This is a genomic window from Streptomyces sp. NPDC006510 (genome assembly GCF_040611955.1).
In the GTDB taxonomy this organism is placed as follows: domain Bacteria; phylum Actinomycetota; class Actinomycetes; order Streptomycetales; family Streptomycetaceae; genus Streptomyces.
The window spans coordinates 26,523-44,631 of the sequence record NZ_JBEXPH010000058.1; the positions used below are offsets into that span (position 1 = coordinate 26,523).

Consider the following 18,109-nt stretch of genomic DNA (forward strand, 5'->3'; position numbering starts at 1 on the left):
TCACGAACGCCGCACCGGGAGTCGACCACTTCAAACACAACACGAACCCAGCCGCACACGGCGACTGCGGAGACAAGGCACTCGTTCGCGGTGGTCACCCTCGGACAGCTCCGGCGGGCCCACATCGCTCAGCTCGCCGAACTCAACCCTGAGCAGCGCGGGCACTACACCCGGATCTTCGGCGATCCGCTGGACTGGGTCCGCCGCGGGCTCGGACACCGGTCGATCCTGACCACCTTGATCTATTTGCACGCCCTCCAAGAGCTGGAGATGAAAACCCGCATGGCCTTGGTGCCGGGTACCCGGGAGGACCCGAGAGACACCCCGCTCACCGAGCTGAGCGACGATGCCGCCCCGGGCGGCGCTGAACAGGATGCGGTTCGGTGACCCGCTGCGGCCGCGGCAGCACGGGGCCAGGCCGTCCGTCGGGGCTGCCGCCGGGCGAGTACGACCCGAAGCGGCGTGCTCGACGAACTGCTGGCGGTAGCCGCCGTCCACCCAGACCTTGCGCAGGCCGGGCTGCTCGGCCGGCCGGCTTCCATCCGGCACTGCGACGTCGTGACGTCGCAATGCCGGCTCGGGCTCATGCCTTGACCGCGCCGTTCGCCAGCCCGCCCACGATGTAGCGCTGGAGGAACTGGAAGAGGACCAGCACGGGCAGCGCTCCGATCAGCGCGCCGGCGGCGAAGACGCCCCAGCTCTGACCGAGCTGATAGGAGACGAGCTGGTACAGGCCGACGGCCAGGGTCTGCTGGTCGGGGTCGGTGAGGACCAGCCCGGCGATGACGAAGTCGTTCATGGTTGCCACGAATGCGAACAGCGCCACGACGACCAGGATCGGTCGCACCAGGGGAAGCAGGATATGGAAGAAGATCTGCGCGTGCGAGGCGCCGTCGATCTGCGCGGACTCGTCCAGATCGCGCGGGATCGAGTCGAAGAAGCCCTTGATCAGGTAGGTGTTCACGCCGAGCGCGCCGCCGAGGTAGACCATGATCAGGCCGAGCCTGCTGCCGAGCCCCAGCGGGGGAAAGATCTCCTTCAGCCCCGACAGCAGCAGGAAGATCGCGACGTACGCGAGGACCTGCGGGAACAGCTGGACGAACACCAGTGCCTTCAGGCCTGCCCGTCGTCCTGTGAACCGGAACCTGGAGAAGGCGTAGGCCGCGCAGGCCCCCAGGAAGACCGATCCCGCCGCGGTGATCAGACCGATGACGACGGAGTTGACGAGCCAGTGCGGAAACGGGTGCAGCGCGTCGGTGAACAGCGTCGCGTAGTGATCCCATGTCACCGCCGCGAACAGGTCGTTGGAGCCGGTCAGCGTGCCGCTCGGATCGAGCGAGGCCGCCAGCACGAACAGCAGCGGGAACAGCGCCATGACGCTTGCCAGCACCCCGACCAGATGTCTCCAGAGCTTCATGCTTCCTCCAGTCGCCTGGTCCGGCGGAAGCCCGCCAGTGTCACGGCCACGATCACCGCGAAGATCAGGATGGATACGGCGCAGGCCAGGCCGTAGTTCCTGGACGAGCCGCCGAAGGCGAGCTTGTAGACCAGCGTGATCAGCAGGTCGGTGGAGCCCACGTCGACCGGGGCGCCGGCATCGCGCGGCCCGCCACCGGTGAGCATGTAGATCACGTTGAAGTTGTTGAAGTTGAAGGCGAACGTCGCCACCAGCACGGGCGCGGTCGAGGCCAGCAGCAGCGGCAGCTTGATCGAGCGCAGCACTCGCCATGGCCCGGCCCCGTCCATCCGGGCGGCTTCGGAGAGCTGGGGTGGGATCGCCTGCAGTGCGCCGGTACAGATGAGGAACATGTACGGGAAGCCGATCCAGACGTTGACGAGCAGCACGCTCAGCCTGGCGAGCCAGGGATCGGACAGCCAGGGGACGGCCGTGCCGCCCAGCAGCACTTCGTTGACGAAGCCGTGGTCGGTGTTGAGCAGGCCCTGCCACAACAGGGCTGCCATGAACGCTGGGAAGGCGTACGGGAAGACCAGCAGTGAGCGGTAGATCCGGTGGCCCTCCAGGGTCAGTGCGAGCAGCAGCCCGAAGCCGAAGGTGAGCGCGACCGACGCGGATGCGAAGACGAAGGTCCAGACGAGCACGCCGAGGAACGGTCCTCTGATCTCGGTGTCGGTGAGCACACTGGTGAAGTTCTCGGTGCCGACGAAGACCTTCCACCCGGGGCTGAGCTCCCGGCCGTCGGCGGCGGCGAAGGTGCCGTGCCCGCTGTCGCGGTAGACGGCGCCGCCGCCGTTGATCGTGTCGGATGCGGCGTTGTAGGTGTAGGTGGCCCGGTAGAGCGAGGCGGTCCTGCCGTCGGAGGTCTTGAGGGTGCCGCCTTCCGCGGGCACCCGGAGGTTCGCGATCTCCGTCTGCCTGTCGAGGATCTCCGGGTACGGGAGCGGGTGCCATCCCTCGCGGGGGCGCCCGTCCAGCAGGAAGCCGAGTTTCCCGTCGCGCTCGGCCACCTGGATGGGGACGGGCTCCGCGCCGGCCAACTTGACCTCGCTCTTCTCGAGGATCGCCGCCACCGCGTCCTGCTTGGTGCCGTTGTGGCCGTCGCCGTAGTTGGTGAACGCGGCGTAGCCGGTGTAGAGCACCACGTACACCTGGTAGACCAGCAGCAGCGCGATCCCGGGCGCCAGGTACTTGGCGGGCACCGCCCGCTTGCTGAGGTAGATCGCGTTGACGATCGCCGTGCCCGCGAGCAGGGCGGCGAACATCCACCACGAGCGCTGCCCGCCGAGCGCCACCAGGCCGTAAACGGCCAGCGCGTCCACCACGGCCAGGGGCAGGAGCCTGAGCGCGCGCATCAGGAGCCGATCTTCGCGCGGATGCGGTCAGCGGCTTTACGGGTCAGCTCGGCCGGGTCGCCCTGGCCGGTGATGATGCCCAGCTGCGACAGGCCCCAGTCGGACCAGACGGCTTCCATCTGCGGGATGTTCGGCGTCGGCACCCCCTTGGCGGCCACGTCCGCGAAACGGGCCGTGACCTGGTCACCTGCGAGTTCCTTGCGCACCGCGTTCATCGCGGGCGGCCGTCCGCCGGCCTTGTACAGCGCCTTCTGCACCTTCGGCGTTCCCAGGTGGTTCAGCACGAAGTCCTGGGCCAGGAGCGGGTTGGCGCTCTTGGAGCTGACGTAGAAACCCTGCACCGCCGTGAACGGCCGGGCGGGCTCGTCACCGGCGGGCGGCACCGGATCCACCGCGAACGGCACGCCCGCCTTGGTCAGGGCGGGCGCGTCCCACGGCCCGGTGACTAGGAACGGCGTCTGCCCGTTGATGAAGGCGTTGGTCGCGATATCGCCGGTCAGCGAGGTCGAGACCGCCTTCTTCTCCGCCAGGCCGCGCAGGTAGGCGGCGAACTTCAGCCCGTGAGCGTCGTCGATCGCCGGCTTGCCGTCGCGGAGGACCTGCGAGCCGAATGACGTCTGCAACGGGTAGAGGTGGAACGGCGAGCCCGCCTTGGGGTCGACCGGCAGGCCTACCGGGTACTTCGCGCCGAGCTCCTCCCCCTTGGCGACCAGCTCGTCGAACGTCTTCGGCGCGGTGTGCACCTGCTTCGTGTTGCGCAGCACCGCCACGCTCTCGATCGCGTACGGCAGACCGTAGGTCCGGCCGCGGTAGGCCATCGCCTTGACCGCTACTTTCGAGAAGCGTGCGGCCCTCGTGGACAGGTCGATCGGGGCGACCACGCCGTTCTGTACGAGTTTGCCCAGCCAGTCGTGCGGGCCGACGATCACGTCAGGGCCCTGCCCCGACGGGGCCTGGGAGACGAAGTCGTCACGCAGGTTGCCCATCGCCTTCTGTACGACCTTGACCTTGACGCCGCGGTCGCGCGCGAAGCCGGCGGCTATGTCCTGCAGCGGGGCGGCCCGGCTGTCGTCGGCCCAGACGGTCAGCGTCGGGGCGTCCTTCGCCTTGGGCTGTGGGTCGGCGCCGCAGCCGGTCAGGGCCATGGCGGTGGCGGTGGCGGCAGCGGTGATCGCAAGGATGCGCATTGGTTATCTCCTCAGGATCCGGCGTGCGGGTCGTCCTGGGCCGGATTGCTCCAGCCCGCGACGCGCACCCACACGCGCCGGCCCCCGTCGTGCCGTAGGGGAGTTCGTACGAGAGTGCCGTCGGCGTCGAGTCCGTCGCAGCGCCAGCCGCGGCTGACCGTGCCGTTGAGTCCGACGCCACGGGGCAGCCGCCACGAGCCGTGGTGGATGCCCGGACCGACCCGGGTGGTGACCAGGCCGGAGAAGTACACGGGCCCGGTCTGGGTGTCTTCGGGTACGACGACGGTGACGTCGAGCAGCGCGTCACGCTCGCCGTCGACGACCGTCACCTGCTCGGTGACGGCATGCTCGCCCACCTGCGCGGTGACCTCGACGTCTCCCGGCTCTGCGCCGGTGAGCAGCGCGTGCCCCGCGGGCTTCAGGGCATGTTCGGGCTCCCAGCTCAGCTCCGCCCCCAGCGCGGTGTAGACACAGCCGTCGGCTCGCTCGCCGCGGGGTGCCAGGTCGACGGGCTGGCCCACCGCGGCCCGCGCGGTTACGCCGGTGAGGGTGGTGGCAGGCCCTTCGGTGCCGAAGAGGTGGAGAAGCGCGCTGCCCACGCGGCCGGCCCAGGCGTCCTCGTGGTGTGCTGCGTTCGGCTCGTGCAGGTAGCGCAGCTCCTCGTCGGGCAGATAGCCGAGGCCGAGAAGGTGCTCGGCGAGTTCGCGCACCGGCCTGACCATGATCAAGCCCTCCATGCCGCCGATGTCGAGCCAGATCCGGTTCGGCCCGCGCCGGTCGAAGCGCCGGAAGACCGGGGTCTCCTCGAGCGTCTCCGGGTCGACGAAGACCAGGAACGGCGAGAGCACGGCGGCGAGGCCGAACACATCCGGGCGGCGGAAGGCCAGGTGGTAGCTGACCAGGCCGCCCATGGACGAGCCAAGGACCGCGGTGGCGTCGGCCTCGTTCGTGACCGCGTAGCGTGCGCGAATCATCGGCAGCAGCTCGGTGACCAGGAACTGCTCGTACAGCTCGCCCCGGCAGGGCACGACCGGACCGCGTGGGTAGGGCACCTCGTGGGAGTACTCGCTGCCGCGCTGGTCGCCGGCGTTGGCCACCGCCACGGCCACCAGTGGTGGCAGCAGCCCGCGCCCGATGAGTGTGTCGAGTGTCTCGTCCACGCGCCAGCTCGGCTCTAGGCCGGCGCCCGCGAAGACGTGCTGCCCGTCGTGCAGCACCACCAAGGGGTACGGGCCCGCCGCCGGGTCGTAGCCGGGCGGCAGATAGACGAAGACGTCACGGGCGTTGCCGAGCACCTCGGAACGCACCGCCGTGAGGATGTCGATCACCGTACGACCTCCCAGATGTGGAAGGCGGGGCCGTCGGCAGGTATCGGCTCGCCCGCGTTCAGGTCGGGAGCGCCGAGCAGACCGGCCAGCTCGCACGGGGCGAGCACCGGAGCATGGCCGGCCCGGCTGACCTGGACCACGAGGGCCTCGCCCGGCACGGCCCGCTCGAAGAGCACCACGTCGTCGTCGGCGTGCAGCCACCGCAGCCCGCCCCGGCGCAGCGCCTCGCGGGATCCGCGCAGCGCCGCCAGCTCCCGGTAGATCCGGTACGTCTCCTGGTCCCAGGCCCCGTCCCACGGGAACGGGCGGCGGCCGTCCTCCAGGTGCACGCCCTCGACGCCCACCTCGTCACCGGCGAAGACCATCGGCAGACCGGGCATCGTGAACAGCAGCGCCGCGCCCAGGTGCTGATGGTCGCGGCCCGCGACCGAGCGGAACCTGGCCGTGTCGTGCGAGTCCAGCAGCGTCAGACTGTGCGTGTACGACCGCCAAGGTATCCGGCTGGCGTAGCTCCGCATCACCTGGGCCACGTCCTGCCCGCCGTACTGCGGGATCGGCCCCGGCGTACCCCAGAACTCGTCGGACCTCTCCCGTGCCAGCCACGACCAGACAGGACGGGCGAAACCCGCGTAGGACATCGTGCCGTGCCAGCCGTCGCCGCGCAGCGCGGCCGAGGCGTCGAACTGGTGCTCCGCCAGCAGCAGATGCTCCTCGCCCAGCGCCGCCCGCGTCTCGCGGGCCACCTGGCCGTTGAGCTCGACGTCGCCGTGCCGGCCCGCCGACTGGGCCACATCGACCCGCCAGCCGTCCAGGCCGAACTCCGCCGGGTACCTGGCGATCACCGCGTCGAGGCGGCGGCGCAGCTCGGGCGCGCGGTGGTCGAACTTGGGAAGGCTCTTGACGCCCGCGAACGTGGCGTAGTCGTCGCCCTCGAAGTAGTAGAAATCGCGCTCCACGCTGCCCTCCTCTGCGCGCGCCTCGACGAACCAGTCGTGGGCGTCGCCGGAGTGGTTGAGCGTGATGTCGCCGATGACCCGGACGCCCTGGTCGTGTGCCCGGTCGACGAGTGCCTTGAGCGCCTCGTCGCCGCCGAGCAGCGGGTCGACGCGGTCGAAGGTGGAGGCGTCGTAGCGGTGGTTGGAGCGGGCAGGGAAGAAGGGGGTCAGGTAGATCAGGTTCGCGCCCAGATCCGTGATGTGACCGAGGCGGTCAGCAACGCCCCACAGGTCGCCGCCGTAGATCTGCTGGAGGGCCTCGGGCCGGCCGTACGGGATCGGCTCCTCCCACTCCGCAGGCCGGGCCCAGTCCGGCAGCACCTGCGCCTCGGGGCAGCCGCGCGCGAAGCGGTCGGGGAAGATCTGGTAGATCACCGCGTCCGCTGCCCACGCGGGCGGCGGCGGGTACGCCGCGAGCGTGAAGTCGGCGGCGTCCGTCACCTCGATGCGAGAAAGCCCCGCGGCCGTCAGCCACAGCGGGCCGCGGGCCGTGTGCAGCAGGAAGCGGTAGCCGCACTCGGGATTGACCATCTCGATCGACGCGCGCCACCACGTCTCGCCCTCGGCCTTCCGGTCGATCAGCGCCTCGGTGAAATGCGGCTCACCGTCCGGTGAGGTGCGTACGTGGACCCGCGTGACGCCCAGCGTGTCGGCCGTCCGCGCGAACACCTCCACGCGTCGGCCCAACTCCGGTGCGGGATCGGCCACATACAGCGGTGAGCCGTCGTGATGTGCCAGGGTGTTGCACAGTGTTTCTCGCTGCATCATGCTGCATCGCGCTCCTGTGATCTGTGGTGACACTTCGGAGCGTAGGATCGCCCGGAATTTGCAGGCAACAATCTGCAACATGTTTCAAGGGATATTGGAGGTCGGATGACCAGGCTGTCGGTCCGGACCATCGCCAAACGGCTGGGGGTGAGCGCGTCCACGGTCAGCCGCGTGCTCAACAACCGGCCGGGCGTGGCGGAGGAGACCCGGGCCCGGGTCCTGCGGGCCATGCGCGAGCAGGGCATGGTCGCGCCCGCACCGGCCGACGCGTCCTTTGTCGGCATCATCGTGCCTGAACTCGACAACCCCGTCTTCGCGCAGCTCGCCGGCGCCATCGAGGCCAAACTCGGCGCGCTGGGCGTCACCGCCGTGATCGGCAGCTCCACCAAGCAGGGGCCCACCGAACTCGACTACATCAACTCGCTCATACAGCAGCGCATCCAGGGCCTCGTACTCGTCTCGGGCCGGCATGCCAACCCCTCGGCCGACCACGGCTTCTACTGGCAGCTGCACCAGCAGCACCTGCCGATGGTGCTGGTCGGCGGTCACGTGCCCGACCTGCCGGTCTCCACTGTCACCACCGACGAGGCCGCCGGCGCCGCGATGGCCGTCACCCTCCTGCGTTCCCTCGGCCACACGCGCATCGGTCTGGCAGGCGGCCAGGGCTACCTCCGGCCATCACAGAACCGGCTCAAGGGGTACCGCCGCGAGATGCGCCGCCAGTTCGGCACCGTCGAGGACGCGCTCTACGCCGAGAAGGACTACTCCCTCACCGGCGGACACGCCGCCGCCCACCAGCTGCTCGCCGCGGGCGCCACCGCCATCATCGCGGGCAGCGACCTCATGGCCCTCGGCGCCCTCAGCGCCGTGCGCCAAGCCGGGCTGACCGTGCCGGGCGACGTCTCCGTCATCGGATACGACGACTCCTACCTCTCCGCCCACAGCAACCCGCCGCTGACCACCGTGCACCAGCCCACCGACCAGATGGCCGGCACCGTGGCCACCGCACTCTGGGAACGCCTGCAGGGCTACCACACGCCGCCCGTTGACCACGTCTTCCCGCCGAAACTCGTCGTCCGCGGATCCACCGGGCAGTGCGCACCGGTCGGCTGAGGGCAACACCTCCCGCTATCCGTGCGGCCGGCCGACGGGTCCTCCGCTCTGCTGCCGAGGGCGGAAGGGCCGGTGCTCGACGGGCTCAGTGAGGTCGATGAGCTGGTGGTGGTCGACGCCCACTGCGCCGTCCCGGAGTTGAGATGTCCGGACTGCTCGACGGTGTCCCGCCGCGTGCACAGCAGGTACCTGCGGCGTCCGGCCGAACTACCCACGAGCGGACGCCGCGTGGCGGTGAAGCTGACGGTGCGCCGGTTCCACTGCGACGTCGGCGACTGTCCGCGGCGGACGTTCGCCGAGCAAGCAGAGGTCCTGACGATCCGTCATGCCCGTGCCGGGCCGGTAGTGAAGGTGTGGTGGCGGGCCGTTGCACTGGCGCTGGGCGGACGTCCCGGCGCGCGATTGTGCCGTGTCCTGGCGGCGCCGAGCGGACGGGCACGGCTGCTCGGGCAGCTGCGCGCACCGGCGGTGCCGGCGCGCAGTCCGCGGGTGCTCGGGGGCGACGATTTTGCCTTCCGCCGCTCCCGAACGTACGGGACCCTCGTGCTGGACGTGGAGACCTCCACCGTCATCGACGTGCTGCCGGATCGCACCACGGAGACCCTGGCAGCCTGGCTGCGGGCCCGTCCCGGTACGGAGATCGTGTGCCGCGACCGGGACAGCGGGTACAGCCGCGCCATCCGTGAGGCAGCGCCCGAAGCGACCGAAGTCGCCGATCGCTTCCACTTGCTCCAGAACCTGTCCGCCGCGGTGGAAAAGACCTGTCACCAGCACCGTTCCTGTCTGCGCAAGCGAGCCGAGGACGAAGTCGCACGGGTCCGTCCGCAGCCGCCGCTACCCGAACTGCCGCCCTTCGAGCCGCCCCGCACCCTCCGCGCGGGCCACACGGAACCGCTCCGAGCGACGGACACCGTCATCACCGTGCGTAGCACCATCCGCCGCGCCTGGACCACCCACCGCTGGGACGACCGCCCCACCCGACGACCATGACCCCACATCTGCCTGCGCGAGCTCTTGGCAACGCGGAGATGACCTAGCGGCCGAGGGCCTGTCGCACGGTCAGGTTGTGGTACTTCCGCAGCCGGTACAGTTCCCAGCACGACAACACCGTCACCGACACCGGAGCGCCGAGCAGGAACACGATCTGGGCAAGGACGGGAACCTCGGCGTTCTCGTTGTTGATCACGTCGAGGGCGGCCATCACCCACACCAGCAAGGTGGCGAGGATCGGCGGCAGTACCTCGTGGATGTCGGCGGTGCGGAACACGTGCATGAGGCAGAGCACGATCCCGTACAGGGCGAAGCCCAGCGACCACGCGCAGAGGGTGATGAGGACGACCATGCCGGGGGTCCCGATGGCGCCACGGAAGCCGGCGGTCTCCGGATCGGGCGCGACGGCGAGGGGGAACGTGGCCATGGACCCCATCAGAGCCGCCACCGCCCCGAAGGACTTCAGGGACCGGCGCAGGTAGAGCCCGCGCAGCGCACCCTGCGCGGCGAACGCGAACAGGGCGATCACGAACGGGAAGGCGCACACGAGGACGAGTGTGCTGATCCAGCTCTGGTTGAACTTGTCGCCCGCGACGGTCTCGACGCCCTTGGCGGTGTCGACCGGCTTGTACGACATGACCAGCACGAGCCAGGCGACGATGCCGAGCCCGGTCCGCCACATCTGGATCTTGCGCACCGTCAGGTCCTCGACGGCGTCCGGGCGCGAGGGGCGGAAGGTCCGCTGGGCGGCGTAGAACGGGTTGTAGACGCACTTGAGGATCCGCTGCCTGCGCGTCAGCGGCGGCCGGGGCGGACGCGGGAACGGCGGCTGCGGGCCACCGCCGTGCGGCTGTGGCGGGTACGGGCCCCAGCCCTGCGGATGTCCCGGGTACCCCTGCGGCGGCACGGGCGCGGGCTGCGGCGGGTAGGGCACCACGCCGGGACCGCCGGGGTACGGGTGGTGTCCGGCCCCAGGGTAGGGCCGATGGCCGGGACCTGGGCCCGGCTGTCCACCGGGGCCGGGTCCGGGGCCGCCCGTCGGACCCCAGTAACCACTGCCGTTCGTACTCATGCCGTGCACCCCCGATGTTTCGGTCTGTGCCGTGCGCGGCACGGCTCGAACCGCCCGCTCAGCGTGCGGCGTGATCCTACCCATCGCGGCGGCCGAGAAGTGCACGTTCCGGGACCGGGCCGGGCACCGGTGGGTAACGACCTGGGGTGCGACAGGGAGCGGCAGCGTTCCTCTGACAGACCTGATCGCCCTGCCCTGTTCGCCATGAACTGGGCAAGGCTCTTGGTGCTCCTCGCGGTCGCGGCGTTCTTCAGTTCGGGAGCCCTCATCCAGGTCCAGGGTCGGGGCGAGCAGTGGCGAGTCATGGCAGTTCGCTCCGGCCAGGACCCGGCCCAGCGGGATTCCGTAACCGTCTGTCATTCCGGAGCGTTTGACGCCCTGTTTGCCTCGGTCGACCGGTGAGCATCCGGCGGCTTCTCCGCCTCCGGGTGCTTTGGTGATCGAGCCGTCGATGGCGATCTGGTCCAGGACGAGGCCGACGATTCGGTCGTATGGCTCCAGGGCTATGTGCCGAAGCCGGGCGGAGATGCCCAGCCGGATCCACTCGTCACGGCGGTTGCGGATCGTGGTGGCTGAGCAGGTGGTGTCCGCTATGGCTTGGCAGGAGCAGCCGAAGCGGAGGAACTGGAGCAGCTTGTCGAAGATGATCCGGTCGCTGATCCGCGGGCGGTGGCAGCCCAGTGGGTGGGCCGGATCGCAGACCGGCCGCTGGGCAGCAGCGCCGCGAATTGGTCCCGGAGGAGTTCGGTCATCCATGATGGCAGTGCAGGCACAGGTCTCCAGGCGATCACAGAGCGTCGCAACTCCATGATCACTAGGCCCTGTGCCTGCTCTACTCCCGAGTGCCCCACCGCGCCTATCCGCGCGAGCCCCAAGGCGGCTGGTCAGCGCCGGGCAGAGCCAGGGGCGGGACCCGAACAACCTCCGGGAGATGGCCAGCCGTTGCGCAGCACTTCGGGCTCTGTCCGGGTCAGAGTGAAGGGCGAGGTACGGCTCTTCCAGGGCTCATCCACGGCACGGCTCAGGCCCGCCACGGGGCGCTCGTATGCCCGGCCCAGGGACGTCACGACACCAGGCCGGCCCCCTCCAGCTCGGTCAGCCGTACGGTGCACAGACCCCCACGCTCGGCCTTCACCTCCGTCACCTTCAGCTGCGTCCCCGGCGCGAGGATGTACTCCTCCTCACCCGTGAAAGCGGAGAACCGCCGGATCCCCACCGCCCGCGCGGGTGTCACCTCGAACAGCGTCCGCCGGCCACGCCCGCCGAGGAACGCGCGGGCCACACCCAGCTCGGACGTGCACGACGACACGCCCCACCACGTCACCGTCCGCCCCAGCGGGTACTGGGACCGCAGATCCAGCGCCACACCACGCCACAGCGGCCGTGTCTGCGCCGGCAACGCCTCCATCGCCGAGAACAGCAACCGCAGGTACGGCAGGTACGGCACCACGCGCTCGCGGTCCGCCGAGCGCAGCACGGCGTTGATCTCGCGGTAGAAGCCCGACTCGCACGTGTACAGGTAGAGGGCCGAGATCGCGTCGGCCGACAAGGCGCCCACGGCCTCCCCGGACAGCACACCCGCGGACGCCGCCTCCGCGGCCTTCGTCTCCCCGAAACGGCTCGACAGATCGATATGCCGATCCAGGTGCGCGAGCACCCGCGAAACCGGCTCGACGGCCTTCCGGAAGTCCATCAGCGGCGTGTCGAACACCCCGGTGACGGGCGGCAGGGCGAGGCCCTCGTCCTTGACGCTGGTGAGCCGCTCCAGATAAAGCTGGTGCAACTCCATCGTGGACGCGATGAACGCCCCCATCCGCTGCGCGACACCACCGTCCTCCGGCCCGCCGGCCCCGCCCGTCCCCTGGTCCCAGCCCTTCTGCGGCAGCCAGTCGACCGGCTCGGCCCCCACCGCCGCCAGGGCGTCGTTCACCTGGGCGAAGTGGTCACCCTCGCAGAACAGATCCCCCTGCGCGGCCGGGTTGGCGTGGTCCAGGTGACGGACCTGCACCCCCGGGTACTTCTTCTCCAGCCGCTGGACGACCCTCTTCAGACTCCGGGCGTGCGCGCCCCACCAGGCGAACACCACCCCCCGGTCGTCCTCCTCCACCGCGTCCTGCTTCGCCCGGAGGATCTCCTCGACGATCTGCTCGGCCACGGGGCGCCAGAACGACGTGTGCCGATCGGTCGCCATCGCCCCGTCCGCGCTCGCCGTGAGGGACGCGTTCAGCAGCAGCACACCCTGGGTGAGCATCGCCTGGAACCACTCGGGCGGCTGAACCGTGCCCTCCTTCTTCAGCAGGGCCCGGACGTCGGCGATCGGGGTCTTCTTGACGATGCCGTACTTCCACATCGCGGCCGCCTTGATGAGGCAGCGGATGCTGACGACCCGGCCGAACTGGCTGTCCTTCCAGTCGTTGAAGGTGTTGTCGAACATCGCGATGCCGGTCGCGCTCTCCGCCCGCGGATAGGGGTTCTGTCCGAAGACGACCACCTTCCACTTCTCCGGCGGATGCGGCTTCAACGCCTGGAACGTCAGCTCGCGCACCGGAACGACCTCCGGGCTGCGCTTCGGGCCGATGAAGTCGGCGGCTCCCGGCTGCGCCTCGATCACCGGTCCGAGCAGCGGCAGCCACGGCTCGCCGCCACCGGTGAACAGGCCGGCCAGTCCCAGCGGATCCCCGGCCGGGGAATCGGCATCGCCCGCGACCGTCACGTCGACATCACTCACGAGGGTGGAACTCCCGATACTCGAACCGGACGCCTCCAAGGGCGCCCCGGCATGCTGAACAGTTGTGGCAGGGTCGTCGCCGGTGTCCGCGCCCTGGGCGGCACCGGCCTGCGAGGTCTTCGGGTCAGTGACGAAAGGAAGGCCGCTGCGGCACGTTGATCCGGACCCGCCGTGCGGACCCCGCTCCCTCTATGTCGTCGAGCTGCCCCAGTACGGCGGCCCGCAACTCGTCGTAGTCCGCGAAACCGTGGTCGTGGAAGAGGGTGTAGCCCGTCCACATCAGGTTGGCGCACACCTTCGCGGGCACCTGCCCGGTCTGCGCGCCCATCCCGACGAGGGCCACCGACCGGATGCTGCCCGGCTTCGTCCGGTTCTGTAGATGCACCGCCTGGAAGGCGGCCGCGCAGGCCAGGGCCACGTTCATCGTGTCGCTGACGTTCTGCGACGACTGGCGCATGGTGGGCGTCGAGATCAGGTACCGGGGTACGTCCGCCCCGGAAGCGACGCACACCGCGCTGCCCACCGGCAGCCGTCCGCCGAACCGGTCGCGGATCGCCCGCTGCACCCGCACCTGGATGCCCGCACCGAGGTACCGCTTGACGACGGCGTCGACCCCACCGTCCATCCGGCCACGCTCGTTGGTGGGAGAGACCCAGGCATCGGCGTCCACATCGAGAAGGGAACCCCGCCTGATCTCAACCTCCGGCGTGTCCGCGAACGCGGACCGCCAGGCCGTCACCACCTCGTCGTTGACGTCGACCAGGACGACGCTCAACGCATGCCTGACACCCACGAATTCACCCCTCTCACCCCGTGATCTCGAACAGTCCCGAAGCTACCGCGCGCCACTGACAGCGCCGTTCGACAGGGTTGTTCGAGCAGGGCAGCAGAGGGAGGGAAGACAGGTATCTGATTCAGTGCCTGGTTCTGAGCGTCGAGGCAGTCTTGCTCCCGCCCGCAGGGGCCACGTCCGCCGCCCGCCTTCGGGCATGCACTCGTGCTGCCGAGGGGACTCTCCGGATCGGATCGTCTGGCAGCTGCACGGCAGTTCCACGCCCCAGAAAGGCACCTTTTGGGCGCCGGGCCAGCATGCCGGGACGGGCGGGGAGGTGCCCGGCGGGCCGTCCCCCTTCAACGAACCTCTCCGCCGACCGGACCTCTCCGCACTCAAGATCACCCCTTGGTGCAACTGCGGTACCGCCGGTCCCCACGGCCGCTATCCGGGACAGCCGGGGCTCCAACTGCCGGACGCGGACGGCCAGGCGTTTGTTGCGTTCCAGGGAGTTGGCCGGGTCGGCTTGAAGCGATGCCCGGCTCACTGCCGTGATCTGCCCGTCTGTGGCGGCTGGTGTGCGGGCGGCGGCGTGGATGCGTTCGAACTGGCCGCCCCCTCGCGATGGACCCGTTGACCTGCTCGTTGCCACGGCCCGTCGTGGAGTGGGTGAGGAACACGCGGTCTCCGTCGCGCAGACAGTGTCACGCACCGAGTACCAGGGCTGGGACTGATCGAGGCCACTCCCGATGAGATCGTGCTGCGGGTCTGGCGTCTACTGGTGAACCTGCACCGTTCTCCCCTGCCCTGACCCTGTCCTGCCAGGGGTTCCTACGCCCCCGCGTGGACGTACGCCGCCCAGATGTGCGGCCTCTCCGGGATGCGGCGCCGCAACTGGCGGACGGTGTCGTGCAGGGCGTGCGCGACACCGGGGCTGTCGGGAGCGGTCGTTCGGCGATAGAAGTTGCGCGTCATGTGGTCCGCGTGCGTGCTGTCGATCTCCCACAGCGTGCCGACCGCCGTCGGGAAGCCCGCCAGCAGAAACGAACTCGTGATGTGAACGGCCTCGTCCGCGAGGCGTTCGGCGGTGCGTGCGGTGCCGCAGGCCGCGAGGAAGGCGAGCCGTGCCGAACGCGGGCGGACCCGGCAGATCTCCAGGACCGAGACCGACTCGCCGCTGGGCAGATGCAGCAGGGCGCCGGAGGGCTCCGCCGGGTCCGTCGTCGCGTGGCAGCCGAAATGGGCCCACGAGGCGTCGTGCAGCGCGGCGAGCACGGCCTCGCGGGTGGCGGCCGGGCCGATCAACGGCGCCTGTGCGCCGAGGAGTTCGGCCGCGTGGGCGGCTGCCGAGGCAACGCCGGGGAGATCGTCCTCGGGCGCGGCGACCAGCAGGGCGCTGCCGTGGTCGGCCGTGTCACGCTGCCGGGCGCGTGCTCGCGCGTACGCAAGGGTCTGCAGGCCGGGCGCGTACGACGACACCACGGCGTCGAGGGCGGCACCGCAGCCGTCCTCGGCGCAGTCGGGCGTCGAGCACTCGGCCGCGTGCAGTGGCAGGGCGCTGAATGGGCCGGTCGGCACCCACCAGATGCGCGGCCACGCGCCGTGGCGCGGGACGGGTTCCACCGCCCCGACGGACTCCAGGACCGGGCGCACGATCCTGTGCCAGGTCCACGCCAGCGTCTCGCGGACCTCCTTGCCTGCGGCGACGAGTTGAAGCGGGGAGGGGCGGGACGCGCCCTGCGCGTTGATGGCATCGACGGCGTCGCGCAGCCGGCGCGCCGCGTCGGCGATCTCGTCGGCCTCGGGGTCGAGGCGCAGGGCGGTGACCGACCGCTGGGTGATGATGAGGGCGTGGCAGTAGCGCTTGCCGTGGTTGAGGACGACGACGGGGCCTTCGGCCGCGAGCGCCTTGGACTCCTCTGCGGTCAGCGGCCGCAGGAAGCCCTCGAAGCCCGGCCGCGTGCGGATGCGCCGTACGAGATCGTCCAGTTCGTTGGACGCGCGCAGGCCTGCGAGCCGGGCCCACTCGGCGGCTCCGACGGCGGCCGACTCGGGCCGCGTGTCGATTCGGTCGGTCAACTGCTCGAACTCTTCGGCCAGTTCGGGGTGCGCGCCCTGCAGATCGCCGATGTCTGCGCGGGCCTCGATGCGGCGCGCCAGCAGCAGGCCCCGGCCGCGTTCCAGCAGTTCGGCGGTACGGACCACGTCGGGGCCCCGGACCGTGTGGTCCAGGGCGGGGAGGCCAGCGAGGTCGGGCATCTGTCCCGCCTCCAGCGCTCGCACGCCCAGTTCCAGGATCTGCGCCCGCTCGGCGACCTGTACGGCGGACTCGCGCAGTTCGAGGGAGGACAGGATCAGCTCGACGATCGACCTGATGTCGCCCTCGAAGGTCGACAGACCGTGCTCGGCGGACGTCTGGTCGCTGCCCCGGTCGGTGATCCCGGCCATCGCCTCGACGGCCGCTTCGAGATGCGCCAGTGCCAGGTCGATCCGCGGCTTCCCGCGGCCGAGCGCTCCGGCCGCCGCGGCGATCTCGCCGTGGGCGCGCATCCACACGGGAAGGGCGGGGTTGTTCCAGCCATCGGGGGCCGTGTGGCCGGCGAGGCGGGAACGGAGGAGGTCGAGGACGGCTGCGAGCGGACCGAACGAGTTGCTGTTTGCCGGTGCCGGTCCGGGGGCGTCGTCCGTCCCGGAGACCTCCGGGCGCCGTGCGGGACCAAGTGCGTCCGTGGTGGACACTTCCGGGAGGCGGTCCCGGCCGATGAGGTCGACGACCGAGCTGATCATGCCGGCCATGTCGATCGGCGACCCGTCCGGCCTCGCCTCTCTCAGGACGCCCTCCAGGCCCTGCGCCTCGGCGAGCAGCGCCCGGGACCGCTCCGGTTCGCTGGTGCGCAGGGTGGCGGCGCGCTGCATCAGGACCCTGGCGAGCGTCATCGTCACCATGGGCCGCATCGGATGTCCGGCGGGGCATCCCTCGAACGTCCTACGGCACTGTTCGACGACCGTGTCGTCGAGGTCGGGCCGCGCGCCGCCCGGCCCCACGGTTTCGACCAGGTCGACGTAGGCGTCGCCCATCAGGTCGTACCAGGGCGGGTCCTCCCCGTCGGTCGCCCCGGCACGGGTGATCTTCCGCAACCGGTGGGCGATCCGCCGGGCCCGTTCCAACTGCGCGGGCTCATGGCCGAACAGGTAGTTCTGCAGGGCGTTGTGGAACTCCGTGCGTGCTGCCAGCACCTCCCGGTCGGTCCGGGTCACCGCCGCGCCGTCGTGAAGGGTCGCCTCTTCGGGAGTCAGCGGGGCGGGGCCGGGCGCCGAGGCGAGCAGGGCCGCCGCCTCACGCGCGCCTTCCGCGTCGAAGGAGCCCGCCGACAGGGCGGTGAGGGCGTCGGCGAGTATCCGGTCGAACCTGCCGGGCGCGTCGCCGGAGTCGGCGCCGGCGTAGCGCAGCAGCTGTACGACCTCTTCGAGGACGGCGGGATCGGGCCGTTCCGCGACGCTGGCGGACAGGGCGCTGCCGAGGACTCCGGCCAGGTGCCGGCGCAGCTGGGGGTGGTCCTCGTCCGTGGCGTCGAGGAGTTCCCGGATGGTCGCGATGTCGGAGTCGAGGTGCTCGGGACTGTCGAGGCGGACGTCGGCCATCCGGGACAACTGGGCGAGTGTCCAGCGGAGTTCGTCGGGCATGTCCTCGTCCCGCGTGACGTCCGCCGTGATGGCGAGGGCGGCGACGGACAGCGCGGCCTCGAAGAGTCCGCGGCGCAGCAGGTCCGTCGCCGGGAAGCCGGGCGGGGCGTCGGTGAGCGTCTCCTCGGTCAGCTCGCGGGATTCGACGTCCAGCAGTCCGGCGCGGGCGGGCGCGCTGGAGCGCAGGGCTTCGGCTCGCAGCCCGGTGAGGGCTGCCAGGACCGCGACGTGAGCATGCCGGTTCGGGTGATCGGCCGGGAGGACGGAGAGGGCGGAGCGATAGCGGCCGATGCGTTCGTCGGCGCTGTCGTCGGGCTCGAATCCGGCGGTCAGGGAGAGGACTTCGAGGTCGAGGTCGATCTGTCGGCCCTCATGGGTGGCACGCTCCCTGTCCCACGCAGCGAAGCGACCGAGCAGCGCTGCGGCCCGTCCCAGGGCGTCCGGGTCGTCGCTCTCGCTCAACGACTCGAACTCCCGGTACGCGGCGAGCATCTCGCTGTGCTCGTCACTCAAGGCTCCGGCCGAGGCGAGCAGTTCGGTCGCCTCCAGGGCCGCGTCGGCGTCGTCGCACGCCCGCGTGAGCGCGGCGAGCGCCCGGCCGAGGGCGACGGTGACCGCGGTACGTTCGGGGTGACCGGCCGGGGTGTCGGCCAGGGCCGCC

Annotated in this window: 11 protein-coding genes and 3 pseudogenes; 4 read left to right on the top strand and 10 right to left on the bottom strand. The window is 70.6% G+C overall.

Annotated elements, in window-relative coordinates; translation table 11 throughout:
- Window positions 1-90 precede the first annotated feature (90 nt).
- Entirely contained in the window at window positions 91-387 is a 297-nt protein-coding gene (locus ABZY11_RS19330) for a hypothetical protein (RefSeq protein WP_356480285.1), read from the top strand.
- A 196-nt stretch (window positions 388-583) separates the two neighbouring features.
- On the opposite strand, the gene ABZY11_RS19335 is transcribed toward ABZY11_RS19330, so the two are convergent.
- From ABZY11_RS19335 to ABZY11_RS19355, 5 genes are read right to left on the bottom strand one after another with little or no spacing between them, the layout of a single operon-like run.
- Window positions 584-1,417, bottom strand: coding sequence for a sugar ABC transporter permease (locus ABZY11_RS19335; protein ID WP_356480286.1), 834 nt, complete (start codon window positions 1,415-1,417; stop codon window positions 584-586).
- Complete coding sequence (locus tag ABZY11_RS19340) at window positions 1,414-2,811, bottom strand: ABC transporter permease subunit (protein ID WP_356480287.1); 1,398 nt, start codon at window positions 2,809-2,811, stop codon at window positions 1,414-1,416. The genes ABZY11_RS19335 and ABZY11_RS19340 overlap by 4 nt, the downstream gene beginning before the upstream one ends.
- On the bottom strand, window positions 2,811-3,998 hold the full coding sequence (locus tag ABZY11_RS19345; protein ID WP_356480288.1) for a maltose ABC transporter substrate-binding protein: 1,188 nt from the start codon (window positions 3,996-3,998) through the stop codon (window positions 2,811-2,813). The genes ABZY11_RS19340 and ABZY11_RS19345 overlap by 1 nt, the downstream gene beginning before the upstream one ends.
- An 11-nt stretch (window positions 3,999-4,009) precedes the next feature.
- Window positions 4,010-5,326, bottom strand: coding sequence for an alpha/beta hydrolase-fold protein (locus ABZY11_RS19350; protein WP_356480289.1), 1,317 nt, complete (start codon window positions 5,324-5,326; stop codon window positions 4,010-4,012).
- Complete coding sequence (locus ABZY11_RS19355; RefSeq protein ID WP_356480290.1) at window positions 5,323-7,089, bottom strand: glycoside hydrolase family 13 protein; 1,767 nt, start codon at window positions 7,087-7,089, stop codon at window positions 5,323-5,325. The genes ABZY11_RS19350 and ABZY11_RS19355 overlap by 4 nt, the downstream gene beginning before the upstream one ends.
- Before the next feature lie 105 nt (window positions 7,090-7,194).
- Here ABZY11_RS19355 and ABZY11_RS19360 point away from each other — a divergent pair, with 105 nt between their 5' ends.
- The 3 genes and pseudogenes from ABZY11_RS19360 to ABZY11_RS19370 all read left to right on the top strand — a co-directional run.
- Window positions 7,195-8,202 (top strand): LacI family DNA-binding transcriptional regulator, encoded by a 1,008-nt coding sequence (locus ABZY11_RS19360; RefSeq protein WP_356480291.1) that lies wholly within the window; start codon window positions 7,195-7,197, stop codon window positions 8,200-8,202.
- A 108-nt stretch (window positions 8,203-8,310) separates the two neighbouring features.
- Window positions 8,311-9,012: pseudogene (locus tag ABZY11_RS19365) on the top strand (ISL3 family transposase); the annotation flags it as partial.
- A gap of 93 nt (window positions 9,013-9,105) precedes the next feature.
- A pseudogene (locus ABZY11_RS19370) lies at window positions 9,106-9,192 on the top strand (IS5/IS1182 family transposase); the annotation flags it as partial.
- A 43-nt stretch (window positions 9,193-9,235) separates the two neighbouring features.
- On the opposite strand, the gene ABZY11_RS19375 reads toward ABZY11_RS19370, so the two are convergent.
- From ABZY11_RS19375 to ABZY11_RS19395, 5 genes and pseudogenes are all read right to left on the bottom strand, one after another.
- Window positions 9,236-10,129, bottom strand: a complete 894-nt coding sequence (locus ABZY11_RS19375; RefSeq protein ID WP_356480296.1) for a hypothetical protein — start codon at window positions 10,127-10,129, stop codon at window positions 9,236-9,238.
- 408 nt (window positions 10,130-10,537) lie between these two features.
- Window positions 10,538-11,037: pseudogene (locus tag ABZY11_RS19380) on the bottom strand (IS5/IS1182 family transposase); the annotation flags it as partial.
- A gap of 290 nt (window positions 11,038-11,327) precedes the next feature.
- Window positions 11,328-12,992, bottom strand: coding sequence for an ADP-ribosyltransferase domain-containing protein (locus ABZY11_RS19385; RefSeq protein WP_356480292.1), 1,665 nt, complete (start codon window positions 12,990-12,992; stop codon window positions 11,328-11,330).
- 124 nt (window positions 12,993-13,116) lie between these two features.
- Complete coding sequence (locus ABZY11_RS19390; protein ID WP_356480293.1) at window positions 13,117-13,785, bottom strand: macro domain-containing protein; 669 nt, start codon at window positions 13,783-13,785, stop codon at window positions 13,117-13,119.
- 810 nt (window positions 13,786-14,595) lie between these two features.
- On the bottom strand, window positions 14,596-18,109 hold a 3,514-nt coding region (locus tag ABZY11_RS19395), incomplete at its 5' end, for a CHAT domain-containing protein (RefSeq protein ID WP_356480294.1).